Below are 14283 nucleotides of genomic sequence, written 5' to 3' on the forward strand. Positions count from 1 at the left end.
CGTCGGCGCGAATCGCCCCACGGGCGGCGGGCCAGGCCTTACACTGCGCTCCTTTCATCCCGCCGCGGAGAGCCGCATGCCCGTGATCGTCGAAACCCTCGCCCAACCCAGCGCCCAGGATCGCCTGGACCTGGCGAAGATCTACGCCGACGCGCCGGACTGGCTGTTCGCCCCGCATGCCGACGGCGCGGCGCTGGTCGCGGCCGGGCTGGCCGCCGACGAGCTGATCGCCGGGCGCTTCAACGACCGCCTGCTGGGTGCCGCCCTGCTGCGGCGCGGCGACGACGCCTGGCAGCTGTCGCACCTTTGCGTGCGCGGCATCACCCGCGGCCGCGGGGTCGGCCGACGCCTCCTCGACGAGGCCCGGCGCCTGGCTGCCGAAGCCGGCAAGCCGCTGCGCCTGGTCGCCCCGGACGGGCACCTGGAGGCCCGTGCCCTCGCGGCACGCCACGGGCTGCCGCTGGACAGCCTCTGATATGCTCGGTGGCGGTCCCCGCCACGGAGCTTCGCCATGTCCTTTTCCTCCGCCGAACGCGCCGCCCTGCTTGCCCTCAAGGGGGTCGGCCCGACCGTGCTGCAACGCCTGGAGCAGATGGGCCTTGACAGCTTCGTCCGGCTGCGCGACTGCGACGCCGCGAGTATCCTCGCCCAGGGCGCGGCCCTGACCGGCTCCAGTTGCTGGAAGAACAGCCCGCAGGCGCGGGCAGCGATCGTCGCCGTGCTGCAGCGCGCAGCCAGCGACGCATGAACGACGTCGACGTACTGGTAGTCGGCGCCGGCGCCCTCGGCCTGGCCTGCGCCGCGCGCCTGGCCGAAGCCGGCCACGGCGTACTGGTGGCGGAGCGCGAACGGCTGGTCGGTAGCCACACCTCCAGTCGCAATTCCGAAGTGATCCACGCCGGCCTCTACTACCCGCCCGGCTCGCTCAAGGCCGATCTCTGCCTGGAAGGCCGCGAACGCCTGTACGCCTGGTGCGCCCGCCACGGCGTCGGCCACCGGCGCATCGGCAAGCTGCTGGTGGCGGTGGAGGAAAACGAGCGCGAGAGGCTCCAGGCCCTGGCGGCCAACGCACGCGCCTGCGGGGTCGACGACCTGATGCCGCTGGACGGCACCACGCTGCGCGCGCTGGAGCCCCAGGTCCGCGGGGTCGCCGCCCTGCTCTCGCCGAGCACGGGAATCATCGACAGCCACGCCTACCTGCAATCGCTGCAGGCCGTCGCCGAACGCCACCGCACAACTGGCGCTGGACACCCGGGTCGACCGCCTGGAGCGCCACGCCGGCGGCTGGCGCGCCGAAGGACAGAGCGTCGGCGAAGCGTTCCGGTTGCGCGCGGGCTGGGTGGTCAATGCCGGCGGCCTGTTCGCCCAGGCGCTGGCGCAACGCACCGAAGGCCTCGATCCGCGCCAGGTGCCGGCGCTGCACCTGTGCCAGGGGCGCTATTTCTCCTACAGCGGCCGCTCGCCGTTCCGCCACCTGGTCTACCCGATGCCCGAGGCGCGCACCGCCGGGCTCGGCATCCACGCCACCCTCGACCTCGGCGGCCAGTTGCGCTTCGGTCCCGACGTGAATTACGTGGACAACCTCGACTACCGCGTCGACGAATCCCTCCGCCCCGCCTTCGCCCAGGCCATCTCGCGCTACTTCCCCGGCATCGATCCTCGGCGCCTGGCCGCCGGCTACGCCGGCATCCGGCCCAAGCTCGGCGGGCCGGGGGAACCCGCCGCCGACTTCATCATCCAAACCCCTGCCGAACACGGCCTGCCCGGCCTGGTCAACCTGTTCGGCATCGAGTCGCCCGGCCTCACCGCCAGCCTGGCGCTCGCCGAACGGGTCGCCCGCGCACTCTGAGACGAGGTTTCGCCGCGCGCAGGGTCGGCCTGGCAAAACGGCGTTGTTATACTCGCCCGCACATTCACCGCTGCCAGCACAAAGGATTCGTCCATGAAAGCATTCGGCAAGGTCCTGGGGCTGTTCTTCCTGGGACTCTTACTGCTCGTCGTGGCCCTGGGCTTCGCCCTGACCCACCTGTTCGATCCCAATGACTACAAGGACGAAATCCGCCAGATCGCCCGCGACAAGGCCAACCTGGAGCTGGACCTGAAGGGCGACATCGGCTGGAGCCTGTTCCCCTGGCTGGGCCTGGAGCTGCACGACACCAGCATCGCCAGCGCCGCCACGCCGACCAAGCCGTTCGCCGACCTGCAGATGCTCGGCCTGTCGGTGCGGGTCCTGCCGCTGCTGCGCAAGGACGTGCAGATGAGCGCGATCCGCGTCGAAGGCCTGAGCCTGGACCTGGTCCGCGACAAGCAGGGCAAGGGCAACTGGGAAAACATCGGCAAGCCGGCCCAGCCCCAGGCCCCGGCCGCTCCTTCCGCCACCCCGCCGGCAGCGGACGGCAAGGGCGCCCAGGCGCAGGCACCGGAGCAGGCGCCGCAGAACGACAGCCCGCGTACCCCGATCAAGCTCGACATCGACAGCCTCAACGTCAACAACGCCCGCGTCACCTATACCGACGAAGCCAGCGGCAAGCAGTACAACGTCGAGGGCATCGAGCTGAGCACCGGCGCCATTCGCGAAGGCAGCAGCATTCCGCTGAAGCTCAACGCCTACCTCGGCACCAACCAGCCGGTGGTACGGGTCAAGACCGAGCTGACCGGCAACCTGCGCTTCGACACCGCGCTCAGGCGCTACCAACTGGAAGACGCCAGGCTCTCCGGCGAAGCCTCGGGCGAGCCGCTGCAAGGCAAGACCGCCACCTTCTCCGCCCAGGGCCAGTTGCTGCTCGACCAGTCGGCGCAGATCGCCGAGTGGAACGGCCTGAAGCTGAGCGTCAACCAGTTGCGCGCCCTCGGCGAACTGAAGGCCCGCGAGCTGGACAAGGACACCAAGTTCAGCGGCGGCCTGTCGATCGCGCCGATGAACCTGCGCGAGTTCCTCGCCGGCATCGGTGTGACCCTGCCGGCCACGGCCGATGCCAACACCCTCGGCAAGTTCGAGCTGAACACCCGCCTGGCCGGCAGCCGCAACAGCCTGAATCTCGAAGACCTCAAGCTGGGTCTGGACGACACTGCCTTCAGCGGCCGCTTCGGCATCGCCGATTTCGCCAGGCAATCGCTGCGCGCCCAGCTCAAGGGCGACAAGCTCGACCTCGACCGCTACCTGCCGGCCAAGGCCAAGCAAGCCCAGGATGCCGCCAGCGCCACGCGCAAGGCGGAAGTCGACGCCACCGTGGCCAGTGCCGCCCAGGGCAACACGCCGCTACCGGAAAAACCGACCAGGCAGGCCTGGAGCGACGCGCCGCTGCTGCCCATCGCGACCCTGCGCAAGCTCGACCTGGACGTGGCGCTGAACTTCGGCCGGCTGACCGTCGAGAAGCTGCCGATCGACGACGCCAGCCTGAAGCTGCGCGGCCAGGGCGGCGTGATCAGCCTCGACGACATGCGCGGCGGGCTGTACAACGGCCGCTTCAACGCCAAGGCCAACCTCGATGTACGCCAGGACAGCGCCGTGCTGACCGCCACCAAGCACATCGCCAACGTGCCGGTGGAGCGCCTGCTCGAAGCCCAGGGCAAGAAACCGCCGGTGAAGGGGCTGCTCGACCTCGATGCCGACATCCGCACCAGCGGCAACAGCGAGAAATCCTGGATCGACCATCTCAACGGCAACGCACGCTTCAGCCTGATCAACGGCGTGCTGCCCGACGCCAACCTGGAGCAACAGCTCTGCCAGGGCATCGCTACCCTCAACCGCAAGGCCCTTGCCGGTACTCACGGCGGCAAGGACACGCCTTTCCGCGAGCTCAAGGGCAGCCTGAACTTCACCAACGGCGTGGCCAGCAACCCTGACCTGAAAGTGGCCATTCCCGGCCTGGCGGTCAGCGGCCACGGCGATATCGACCTGCGCGTGCTGGGCATGGACTATCGCATCGGCGTGGAGATCCAGGGCGACAAGAGCGACATGCCGGACCCGGCCTGCCAGGTCAACCAGCGCTACGCCGGCATCGAATGGCCGCTGCTCTGCCGCGGCCCGCTGGAACTCGGCGCCAAGGCCTGCCGCCTGGACAAGGAAGGCCTGGGCAAGGTCGCCGCGAAACTGGCCGGCAATCGCCTCAACGAAAAACTCGAAGAGAAGCTCGGCGACAAGGTCAGTCCGGAGCTGAAAGACGCACTCAAAGGGCTGTTCAACCGCAAATGACACCTGAAGGCTTCAACGGCGCGGTCCTCGACTGGTACGACCGTCACGGTCGCAAGGATCTGCCCTGGCAGCAGGGCATCACCCCCTACCGGGTGTGGGTCTCGGAAATCATGCTGCAGCAGACCCAGGTCAGCACCGTGCTCGGTTACTTCGACCGTTTCATGGCAGCGTTGCCCGACGTCGAGGCACTGGCCGCGGCGGCCGAGGACGAAGTCCTGCACCTGTGGACCGGGCTCGGCTACTACAGCCGTGCGCGCAACCTGCACAAGACCGCGCAGATCGTGGTCGAGCGGCATGCGGGGGAGTTCCCCCGCGACGTCGAGCAACTCGCCGAACTGCCCGGCATCGGCCGCTCCACCGCTGGAGCCATCGCCAGCCTGTCGATGGGCCTGCGCGCACCGATCCTCGACGGCAACGTCAAGCGCGTACTGGCGCGCTACCTGGCGCAGGACGGCTATCCCGGCGAACCGAAGGTGGCCAGGGCGCTGTGGGAAGCCGCCGAACGCTTCACCCCGCACGCACGGGTCAACCACTACACCCAGGCGATGATGGACCTCGGCGCCACCCTCTGCACGCGCAGCAAGCCCAGTTGCCTGCTTTGCCCGCTGGTCTCGGGCTGCCGCGCGCACCTGCTCGGCCGCGAAGCCGATTATCCGCAGCCCAAGCCGCGCAAGGCGTTGCCGCAGAAGCGCACGCTGATGCCGATCCTGGCCAACCGCGACGGCGCCGTACTGCTCTACCGGCGGCCTTCCAGCGGACTCTGGGGCGGGCTCTGGAGCCTCCCCGAACTGGACGACCTCGACGGCCTCGAACCGCTCGCCGCGCGCCATTCCCTGGCCCTCGGCGAGCGCCGCGAACTGAGCGGCCTGACCCATACCTTCAGTCATTTCCAGCTCGCCATCGAGCCCTGGCTGGTGGCGGTGGAAGGCGCTCCGCGCGCCGTGGCCGAGGGCGACTGGCTCTGGTATAACCTCGCCACCCCGCCGCGCCTGGGCCTCGCCGCTCCGGTGAAGAAGCTGCTCAAGCGCGCAGAACAGGAACTCGGACGCGGCACGACCGCGTGAATGCCGGGCCCGCGGGCCCGGCGGCAACTGCAGGAGAACGACCATGAGCCGCACCGTGATGTGCCGCAAGTACCACGAAGAGCTGCCCGGCCTCGACCGCCCGCCGTATCCTGGCGCGAAGGGCGAGGACATCTACAACAACGTGTCGCGCAAGGCCTGGGACGAGTGGCAGAAGCACCAGACCATGCTGATCAACGAGCGTCGCCTGAACATGATGAACGCCGAGGACCGCAAGTTCCTCCAGCAGGAGATGGACAAGTTCCTCTCCGGCGAGGACTACGCCAAGGCCGACGGCTACGTGCCGCCATCCGCCTGACCCCCACCCCGCCCGACGGAGGCCGCCATGACCCCATCCCTCTCTGGCCTGCCTCCGATCCGCACCGCGCTGATCGGCTACGGCTTCGCCGGCAAGACCTTCCACGCCCCGCTGATCCGCGCGGTACCGGCGTTGTGCCTGGAGCACGTGGTCTCCCGCGACCCTGGGCGGGTGCACGCCGACCTGCCCGAAGCCCGGGTCAGCGCCGATCCGGATGAGGCCATCGAGGCCGCCGACATCGACCTGGTGGTCATCGCCTCGCCCAATGCCACCCACGCCAGCCTCGCCGAACGGGCCTTGCGCGCCGGCAAGCACGTGGTGGTGGACAAGCCGTTCACCGTCACCCTGGCCGAAGCCCGGCGCCTCGCCGACCTCGCCCGTGAACGGCCTGGGCAGGTCCTCTCGGTGTTCCAGAACCGGCGCTTCGACAGCGACTTCCTCGCCGTGGAGGCCGCCCTGCAGGCCGGCAGCATCGGCCCGGTGCGCTACTTCGAGTCGGCCATCGAGCGCTTCCGTCCGCAGGTCCGCGACCGCTGGCGCGAACACGACCTGCCCGGCTCCGGGCTGTGGTTCGACCTCGGCCCGCACCTGCTCGACCAGGCACTGTGCCTGTTCGGCGTACCGCAGCGTGTGCACGGACACCTGCGCCGGCTGCGCGAGGGTGCGCAGACCGACGACTGGTTCGAGGTCCTGCTCGATTATCCGCACTGCCAGGTAGCGCTGCGCGCCAGCATGCTCGCCGCCAATCCGGCGCCACGCTTCAATGTGCACGGCGACCACGGCAGCCTGCTAAAGGCCGGCGCCGACATCCAGGAAGCGCAACTGCTCCAGGGACTGCACCCCGGTTCCGCCGGCTGGGGCCGCGATCCCGACCTGCTGCAGCACATCGATGGCCAGGGCCTGCGCCAGTCGCTGGTCACCCCGGCGGGCGACCAGAGCCGCTACTACCAGGCGCTGGCCGCCGCCATCCGCGGCCAGTCGCGCAACCCGGTGTCGGCGCAACAGGCCTGCGCGCTGATGGCCCTGCTGGAGTTGGCACGACGCTCCGCCGAGGAAGGCCGGAGCCTGCCGGTGGAGCTGCGCGACGAGGAACGCCAGGCCTGGAACTGAGGCCCGGCAGTCCGGCGGAAACCGCGAGGGGATCGTAAGGCGTTAAAAAACAAAAAAAATTTCTTCGCCGGTGTTGACACTGCCGCGCTAAACCCGTTTAATTGCGCCCCGTTGCCCAGGTAGCTCAGTTGGTAGAGCAGGGGATTGAAAATCCCCGTGTCGGCGGTTCGATTCCGTCCCTGGGCACCACTAATTTCAAGGACTTAGCGCAACGCTTGGTTCAGTCCCACGCTCCAGTGGTACAGTTTCGGTACAGTGCCGGCACTTTGCTACTGGAGATAATGATGGCGACAATCGTAAAAACTCCCTCTGGTACTTGGAAAGCTGTCATCCGCAAGCAAGGGTGGCCCACGGCTTCCAAGACCTTTCGCACCAAACGTGATGCCGATGACTGGGCTCGCTCCACTGAGGACGAGATGGTTCGCGGTGTATATCTGCGCCGCTCCCCTTCCGAGAAGATGACTCTAGAAAAAGCCCTAGGGCGCTACCTAGAGGAAGTCACCCCGACCAAGAAAGCCTCCACGCAAAAAGCCGAGCAGACCAAGGCCGCCGCGCTCATCCGCCACCTCGGCAAGTATTCCCTCGCCGCGCTCTCAGCCGACGTGATCGCCGAGTACCGCGACAAGCGCCTGAAAGAACCCGTCCGCACCAAATACAAGGAAGGCAGCGACGTTGCCGTTAGAACCGTTAGCGCCAACACCGTCCGCCTCGAGCTGGCCCTACTCAGCAACCTCTTCACGGTGGCCATTCAAGAATGGCGAATCGGACTCCCCCAAAATCCCGTACTGAATATCCGCAAGCCAAGCCCTGGGGAGGGACGCGACCGACGACTCACCCTGGACGAAGAGCGGAAGCTGTTCCAGGCTGTAAACGCCTACCACAATCCAATGCTGGGATGGATAGTCAGGATCGCCGTGGAGACCGGCATGCGCTCCTCAGAGATCACCTCACTACGTAGGCATCAGGTAGACGTCAAAAAACGCGTGGTGAAGCTCCTGGACACGAAAAACGGGGAAAGCCGCACCGTACCGCTGACCCAAGCAGCAACCCAAGCCTTCCAAGAGGCGCTAGAGAACCCCATACGCCCCATTGATACCGATCTCATATTCTTCGGCGAACCAGGCAAGGACAAAAAGAGAAGGCCCTATGTCTTCTCGAAAGTCTGGAATGGGATGAAAAAGCGGCTCGGCATGTCGGATTTCCGGTTCCATGACCTTAGGCATGAAGCCGTGAGCAGGCTCGTAGAAAGCGGCCAGCTCACTGATCAGCAAGTTGCAGCAATCAGCGGGCACAAGTCGATGCAAACGCTCAAGCGCTACACACACCTTCGAGCAAAAGACCTGGTCAAAGCACTAGATAACATCGACCAGCTGCGCCTGGGCGCAAGGCCTAGCGCCTGACTCAAGCCCGCCTCCGGCATCCCTGCCGGTGCTGGTGGCCAGGCCCCGGGCAAAAAGCCGCCCGGCGCCTGGCGCGGCATCCATGCCTCACCAGCTCGATTTAAGCCATTGGGCCAGTCCGAGCGTATGCTCAGCGAGCTAAAACGTACCGAAGGGCCTTCTCATGACAGAGCAGTCAGAGAATTCGATAACCGCGCTGATTACTTTGGCCAGGGCGCCCTTGGGCCAGGCTGCGCCTGAGACGCTGATCGAGGTCGCATTGTTCGTCTGGTACGCCCCAGACCCTCTCCCCTCGCTGAAACGCGCCCTGGAGGCCCTGGAGGGCATCCAGCAGCGCCGCGCCAGGTTCGCCCTGGATGTGATCCGTCGTTACCCCTGCATAGAGCTCGAACGCCAGCGGGCGCTACGCGACCTGGTAGACCTGAAAGTTAGTTTTGAGGGAGGGTCGATGGTGGATCTGCTCAATGCCTGGGACCTGGACGAGACCGAAACCCCGAACACCAAGGCAATCCTGCCCTACCAGACCAGACACTACGCTGCCGAGCGGCGCAAGTGAGCTGGTGAGGCATGGATGCCGCGCCAGGCCCCGGGCGGCTTTTTGCCCGGGGCCTGGCCACCAGCGCCGGCAGGGATGCCGGAAAGACAGTTCTGCAGCTATTTCGCGCCTTCTTGAGCCACTTGCTCTTGAGGTACATCAACAGCGTTATTTTCCTGCTGGTGACTAGTATCGCCTTGCGGGTGGCCATTAGCATCACCTTGGCCCTGCGGAATATTAGGTTTCTTGGCCGCACCTTTAGATATTTTCTGCAGAGCCTGTTCTTTTTCCGCGATGAAGCGCGTGTACATCTCCTTCATCTTCGGTGATTCGTCTTTATTTGTTGAGGAGAACACTTTGTAGTATTTTATGAAAAGTTCCTTGTCTGCCTCATAGTCTTTTGACCATAACGACTTAGGCAATCTCTTTTTATCGCCCTTGCCAACTGGGACCGTAGGGAATGTTCTATCTAAGACGGCTTTATATGCAGCGTTATTAATTGTCTTAACAACAGACCTTAGCGTACTGGACACCAAGAGCAGATCATCTCTACTTAGCGTTAAAGGCTTCTCAAAAAGTTTGCTATGCGAGGTCAGACCAAGGGCCATGGCGTTCTTTGCACCAAGCTTGCCAAATCTATGCACGCAGCAATGTCTTAGCTGGCATATTTTGTCCAGCTCAGTTGTGATAGCCTCATCAATAACCAACTCTATATCAGTGAGGCTCTTGAATGTCTTAAGTATGTTTTCAGAGGCCGTAAATGAATGATTATCCATCAGAGCCTCTGGAAGGAGCTGCTTGTTATGGTGCAGAGCCGCCCCGAAAGTAATCTGCTGGTTTTCCGCGCACTTCTGAGAGTAAATATCAGTCTGTATTAAGGTTCTTACAAGTGCACGAACATAACTTTCTACCGCCGAAAAATACCCTAGAAAAAGAATACTAGCAAACTCACTAGAGATTTCATCTTGATTAATCCAGAGTAAATTTAATTTGTTAGCATTCTCAATAAACTCATCTATTGGGGATAATTTGCTCAGCTTGTGGCTTTTGTCAAAAAGCGCCTCTGTAGAAAGAATTTGGGTAAAAGGCGTGACCTTGACGATCGCTGAATAATCGGCCGATGAAGTGCTACTTCCTGGTGTTTGTATGGTCATTGCAGGAACTCATCAACGAAGCTGGTTACGAGCCTAATGATTTTCTCTGCGCGTGCCTGACCTACCCTGTGTATTTTTCGTAGTTCAGTACCGGGGTCCTGGACTGATAGCAGGTCGCCGATAGTTTTGAAACGCGGTAGCTCTTGCTTTAGCTTTGCGACAGTCCATTTTGTTAAGCCTGGGACTTCGTGCAGGGGGAGTGACATGCAGGTTTCGAAGGTTGAGCTATCAAGCAGCTCGGCACCGCAGTGATGACAATATTTTTGCGTTGCTGTAATTCTTTCCTTACCACAAGTCGAACAAGCTGGCAGATCAAACTTCAGCGACGAAAGTTCTTCTGAGGAAAACAGACTTGAGACAGAGCGCCGTAAAGGTTGCCTACTGGTTTTTTGATTTATTTTGTCGACAACTATTCGTGCAGACCAGCCTCTAGCCTTCGCAGAAAAGGCTCGCTCGTGCAAAAGTGCAGCAATGTGAGGGGTATACCTGTCATATTTTCGGTCTTCGCCATGCGAGACCTTTTCTGCTACCGGATAAAGAAGTCCAGCTTCTATAAGAAGATTGAACATACGCTCAACCATTGGCTGGTCCTTTATCCCTGTTATCCCGATAAGCAGCTGCTTAGTCCCCGAGGGGGCCAACTTATCGTTGAACTCTTTTAGAAGCAGGACAAGCTTACTGAAAAGTGCGTTCCCCTGCTCTATTATCGTTTTTAATTTCGGGGCTTTTATTGCGAGAGTTAAAAACTCTTCGATTCGTGCCTCGGTATGGCTTTGGACTATCCTGTTCAGACCTTGCTGAACAGTGGAGAATTTTTTCTTCTGAAACTCCATTATCATATGCAAATAGGCCCTTGGTATTCCAAAAGCGGCATAGGCTAAGTATTGGCGGATCTCATCAGGGATGCTCGAAAAATCAGGGATTCTATGAGCTGCGATAGAGAGCATTGTTTCAATATAGTGCGGACTAGAGACGGACAGCCAAACATGCTCAAACCCACCCTCCTGCGTCGGATGAAATCTCGCTCCATACTCAGTCGTTCCTGGATAAACGGAGGCCTTAGGGGATATGTAAGGACTCTTTATGCTACGGAATATCTCAAAGAACTCAGCCATGTACTCTGGGGTGAGTGTTAGGGCTGCATCATCTAGGAGTAGAATCGCTCGGGGTCTGTTCCCAAGGCCAGTGTGGTTATCAATTATTTTCTTGGTGGTGTGCAGGGTGATGCTATTTGCGAGGTCTAGTTCATCTTGCGTAAGAGGCAGACTGCGCTCAAGCTTAGCAATTAAATTCTGAAGATCGCTTATATCAATATATTCTAGCGCTTCCTGCAGCTCATCTTCGGAAAATACTTCATCCTGCTCAGCCAAAGTCTCGTGTGCTGCGACAATTATCCGGGACAACACCCATGTATGGAACAAGTTTATCGCATTGGCGCGACTAATCAGCATAGGCTCTAGCCGATAATACCTATTGAAAGAAACATAGATTGCTAGAGGTTTTTTTACATCATCTTTACATAAAATTGAAGCATAGCGCATCATGTGCGTTTTCCCGCAACCACGCGGACCGACAATAAGCGTTGTTTGCTTCTTTAGTAGAGTTGAAATTATTTCGTCAAAGAAATCGCTTGTCGCAGTTCCGTCCTTGAGCTCTTTGCTTGTTATGTAATCGGCTCTTTGCTCTAAAGCAATATCGATTTCTTTTTCGTTGATCTCGGTTTCCATTGCCTTGGAGGTTCCCTTAGTAAATTGGAAGATCTAGAAGGTAGTCCCTTGGGAGATGCCTTGCGCTTACGCCATGTGCGCGGGACATTATAAAATATCTACCTATATCCGATATGAGCGAATGAAAAACCTGCTCTCTTAGCGCAATCGGTGGACGCAAGCGATAAATGCAGTCGGTTATTGGCATACAGCCCGATTTGACCATACAGATCCGAGCATGCAAGTCTCGCCCAACACGGGCGACAAGTATATCTCCTGCTTCCGCCAAAACTAAGCCAGGAGAAGAAGTATAGTTTCCGTGAGGCAGGTTTATGGAAAGCTCCCAAGGGCGCAGACCTGTTGTATGCAGCACATCGAATCCTGACTGTCTCGCTTCCTTTGAATTTAATCTACCACGAACAATTTCGCATCCCAGATCTTTAAGGCGCACTCCGGCTTTATTTCTCTGAACCGACGATATCGAATAGTAATCGTAGTCTAATGTATTTATGGCATCCTTGGGATCAATGAGAACGGTCTGTTTTTCATTCCCTAGCCCCATGAAACTCTTGACTTTGATCGGACCCTCCGCTGCTCCACCCTTAGTAATTATTATTATATGAGCCTGAGCTTCTGTACCGACAAACATGTTGCGCGGAAGTTTTATTACAGTGTCTATTGAGTTCTCATTTAGGATAGATTGCCTAAGTGATTTATTCTTCTCTCCAGACACAAAGCCGTCAGGAACAATCAGACCAAGCTGGCCGCCCGGTCTAAGAGAGGTCAAATTCTGTGCAATGAAAATGAATTCTGCCGAAGCATGTCTTACGGCTTTTACATCAACGCTTAGTCCAGCTGACTTAAGGATTGCGTCGTATCCTGCTTGCCATTTTTTCTTGACGAAAGGAGGGTTGCAAAGTGCAAGGTCAACGGACTCAGGTGCGATTCCAATGGATCGGATTAGATCAGGCGAAAGCGCATCTGCATGATGATGCAAGTGCTTGACTGATAGCCCAGCTTCATCTGACGAAAATATTTCAGGCTTACTGTCGATATCGACAGTAACGTATAGAGCATCTATCCATCTGGACGCTGCTGCGCGAGACAAAGCACCGTCACCGCATCCAAGATCTAGGATCAGCTTCGGCTCTGTCGCCGACAATTCAGAGACCAAAAGCTTGCTGATAGTCTCTTTTGTATAGTACCTGCCCAATGGATCGCTGAGAGAGCCAAATGGAGATAGCATTCTGTGAACCCGCAAAAAATGGTGACTCGGTGAGGCGTGATGCCTCTCGGCCCCTGCATGGGAGCAATTGTGCCACGGGCTGGTACCGTTGTAGAGATTCGATGCTTTCTCCTTGCTGAAGGCTTGCCACTGGCCCTAGCAGGCCCTCGCTGGGCGCACGAGCGTGGGGCTCAGCGGCGCTAGGCGTGCTACCGCGCATTGGACAGGCACACTGTTGGAACAGAACTGCGCGTGTCCAGAACGGGACGAGCAGCATTGACCATCTCGGGGCTTAATCCCTTTCCCCCCCGCCCGATTTGAAACTGCCCGTACAGGCTAGCTGTTTTGTTTACACAGTGACCTAGAGCTGCCGAGACCTTCTCGTCACTCAGATCTGAGCGCTTAAAATCGCTAGCCGCCGCATTTCGGAGATGGTAGGGACAGATTCTGAATGGCAACTGCGGCCAGAGCTTCCGTCCAGCCGACGATAGTGCTGCCCGCCAGTTGGTGCTTTTCTCAATGCGCACAACCATCTCGACCTCACCTACGTCTTCTGGCTTTCTGCAGGCATCAAAGAGAGCCCTGATCAATGGGTGCGCGCCCTGGTCAAGTTGATAACTGATTTCTCGCCAAGGCTGCCCTCTCTCTTCAGTAACCTTGACACCATTATCGATCCGGATTATCAGCCTGCCTTCTTCGGTACAAATAACTTTGACGCCCTTCTCAAGCTCACCTGGTCGGCATCCAGACACCGCCTCAACCAGATAGGCCATAGCGTACCTACTAAGTGCGAACTGCTTGTACAGCTGCTCACGCCAATTATTCGGTAATTTTTTCAAGTCAGACCGTTTTGATTTTCGTCTCACTGTGGTTTCGAGAGGGCTCTTTCCCTTGTGCTGCTCGACAATATTTATGATTCCTATCACCCCTTCAATTACTGACACATGTTCTATCAGACTGCTCATATCCCCTGCGCGCTGAGCCGCGTCTTGACTTCGCAATGCCTCTAATAGTTGGGATCTGCAGCAGTGCATTACTGCAGCCACTCTTCTTCGGTAGGTCGACTTACTGCTAGTTCTGCAAATAGCAGACCATAGCTTTTCTGGCTCAGCACCCTCATCGCCAACAAGTCGGTTGTACTCGCGGACATAGCCGTCATCAGTCGACTTAGATAGATTTCTGGAAGGCAATTCTTTCATCCGCTTGCGCCCGGCTCTTACGAGCTCGTAAATCTCAGCTTGGGTCTTCATAAAATTTTTCCTGTGACCTAACTCGATTGAGTTGGCTGGCTAATAGGGCACCTTTCGCTACGCGAATCGCCGTTCCGGCGACCGGTGCCCACATTCACGCAGCTGCGTGAATGTGTTTTCTTTTTAGGTCACTTACGACCTATCATTTTTAGGTCACACATGACTCATCGGCTTTTAGGTCACATGCGACTTTTTCTTTGGCTAATGCTTGTACATCTGAGATCACTTTGCTTGAATACTCTCATCGCCTCGTGCATGGAGACTTTCAATGTCATCCTCCGGATATCAAGTTGGTCTATCTGCTGGTTACGCGCACTCTCGCGCAACC

12 protein-coding genes, 1 tRNA gene and 1 pseudogene are annotated in these 14283 nt (G+C 59.3%); 10 read left to right on the forward strand and 4 right to left on the reverse strand.

Annotated elements, in window-relative coordinates; translation table 11 throughout:
* Positions 1–76: 76 nt before the first annotated feature.
* From LE197_RS25575 to LE197_RS25620, 10 genes and pseudogenes are all read left to right on the forward strand, one after another.
* A complete protein-coding gene (locus LE197_RS25575; protein ID WP_003457678.1) occupies positions 77–475 on the forward strand; it encodes an acetyl-CoA sensor PanZ family protein in 399 nt (132 codons plus the stop codon).
* A 36-nt stretch (positions 476–511) separates the two neighbouring features.
* The gene (locus tag LE197_RS25580; RefSeq protein ID WP_003112622.1) at positions 512–748 is read left to right on the forward strand and encodes a hypothetical protein; all 237 of its coding nucleotides are present in this window, start codon (positions 512–514) and stop codon (positions 746–748) included.
* Positions 745–1849, forward strand: a pseudogene (locus LE197_RS25585) (NAD(P)/FAD-dependent oxidoreductase). Before LE197_RS25580 ends, LE197_RS25585 begins: the two are co-directional and overlap by 4 nt.
* Positions 1850–1942: 93 nt before the next feature.
* Complete coding sequence (locus LE197_RS25590) at positions 1943–4195, forward strand: AsmA family protein (RefSeq protein ID WP_023108854.1); 2253 nt, start codon at positions 1943–1945, stop codon at positions 4193–4195.
* Positions 4192–5259: an A/G-specific adenine glycosylase gene (mutY, locus tag LE197_RS25595; protein ID WP_023108855.1), complete on the forward strand. Its 1068-nt coding sequence runs from the start codon at positions 4192–4194 to the stop codon at positions 5257–5259. The genes LE197_RS25590 and mutY overlap by 4 nt, the downstream gene beginning before the upstream one ends.
* 43 nt (positions 5260–5302) lie before the next feature.
* The gene (locus LE197_RS25600) at positions 5303–5575 is read left to right on the forward strand and encodes an oxidative damage protection protein (RefSeq protein ID WP_003096100.1); all 273 of its coding nucleotides are present in this window, start codon (positions 5303–5305) and stop codon (positions 5573–5575) included.
* Between the two features lie 27 nt (positions 5576–5602).
* Complete coding sequence (locus LE197_RS25605; protein WP_003123651.1) at positions 5603–6685, forward strand: oxidoreductase; 1083 nt, start codon at positions 5603–5605, stop codon at positions 6683–6685.
* Positions 6686–6798: 113 nt separating this feature from the next.
* A tRNA-Phe gene (locus LE197_RS25610) sits at positions 6799–6874 on the forward strand.
* Positions 6875–6969: 95 nt separating this feature from the next.
* Positions 6970–8085: a site-specific integrase gene (locus LE197_RS25615; RefSeq protein WP_058017351.1), complete on the forward strand. Its 1116-nt coding sequence runs from the start codon at positions 6970–6972 to the stop codon at positions 8083–8085.
* Positions 8086–8248: 163 nt separating this feature from the next.
* A complete protein-coding gene (locus LE197_RS25620; protein ID WP_058017352.1) occupies positions 8249–8641 on the forward strand; it encodes a hypothetical protein in 393 nt (130 codons plus the stop codon).
* Positions 8642–8739: 98 nt separating this feature from the next.
* On the opposite strand, the gene LE197_RS25625 is transcribed toward LE197_RS25620, so the two are convergent.
* The 4 genes from LE197_RS25625 to LE197_RS25640 form a co-directional block, all read right to left on the reverse strand.
* Positions 8740–9774, reverse strand: a complete 1035-nt coding sequence (locus LE197_RS25625; protein ID WP_126605000.1) for a hypothetical protein — start codon at positions 9772–9774, stop codon at positions 8740–8742.
* On the reverse strand, positions 9771–11501 hold the full coding sequence (locus LE197_RS25630; RefSeq protein ID WP_058017354.1) for a zinc ribbon domain-containing protein: 1731 nt from the start codon (positions 11499–11501) through the stop codon (positions 9771–9773). The genes LE197_RS25625 and LE197_RS25630 overlap by 4 nt, the downstream gene beginning before the upstream one ends.
* Positions 11502–11517: 16 nt before the next feature.
* A complete protein-coding gene (locus tag LE197_RS25635; RefSeq protein WP_079753921.1) occupies positions 11518–12726 on the reverse strand; it encodes a class I SAM-dependent DNA methyltransferase in 1209 nt (402 codons plus the stop codon).
* A 188-nt stretch (positions 12727–12914) separates the two neighbouring features.
* On the reverse strand, positions 12915–13955 hold the full coding sequence (locus LE197_RS25640) for a hypothetical protein (RefSeq protein ID WP_126605002.1): 1041 nt from the start codon (positions 13953–13955) through the stop codon (positions 12915–12917).
* Between the last annotated feature and the right edge of the window lie 328 nt (positions 13956–14283).

Source organism: Pseudomonas sp. PS1(2021), assembly GCF_020405165.1.
Classification (GTDB): domain Bacteria; phylum Pseudomonadota; class Gammaproteobacteria; order Pseudomonadales; family Pseudomonadaceae; genus Pseudomonas; species Pseudomonas aeruginosa.

Coding starts and splice junctions, on each gene's coding strand:
- LE197_RS25575 (WP_003457678.1), top strand. CDS start 77: ATGCCCGTGATCGTCGAAACCCTCGCCCAACCCAGCGCCCAGGATCGC.
- LE197_RS25580 (WP_003112622.1), top strand. CDS start 512: ATGTCCTTTTCCTCCGCCGAACGCGCCGCCCTGCTTGCCCTCAAGGGG.
- LE197_RS25590 (WP_023108854.1), top strand. CDS start 1,943: ATGAAAGCATTCGGCAAGGTCCTGGGGCTGTTCTTCCTGGGACTCTTA.
- mutY (WP_023108855.1), top strand. CDS start 4,192: ATGACACCTGAAGGCTTCAACGGCGCGGTCCTCGACTGGTACGACCGT.
- LE197_RS25600 (WP_003096100.1), top strand. CDS start 5,303: ATGAGCCGCACCGTGATGTGCCGCAAGTACCACGAAGAGCTGCCCGGC.
- LE197_RS25605 (WP_003123651.1), top strand. CDS start 5,603: ATGACCCCATCCCTCTCTGGCCTGCCTCCGATCCGCACCGCGCTGATC.
- LE197_RS25615 (WP_058017351.1), top strand. CDS start 6,970: ATGGCGACAATCGTAAAAACTCCCTCTGGTACTTGGAAAGCTGTCATC.
- LE197_RS25620 (WP_058017352.1), top strand. CDS start 8,249: ATGACAGAGCAGTCAGAGAATTCGATAACCGCGCTGATTACTTTGGCC.
- LE197_RS25625 (WP_126605000.1), bottom strand. CDS start 9,774: ATGACCATACAAACACCAGGAAGTAGCACTTCATCGGCCGATTATTCA.
- LE197_RS25630 (WP_058017354.1), bottom strand. CDS start 11,501: ATGGAAACCGAGATCAACGAAAAAGAAATCGATATTGCTTTAGAGCAA.
- LE197_RS25635 (WP_079753921.1), bottom strand. CDS start 12,726: ATGCTATCTCCATTTGGCTCTCTCAGCGATCCATTGGGCAGGTACTAT.
- LE197_RS25640 (WP_126605002.1), bottom strand. CDS start 13,955: ATGAAGACCCAAGCTGAGATTTACGAGCTCGTAAGAGCCGGGCGCAAG.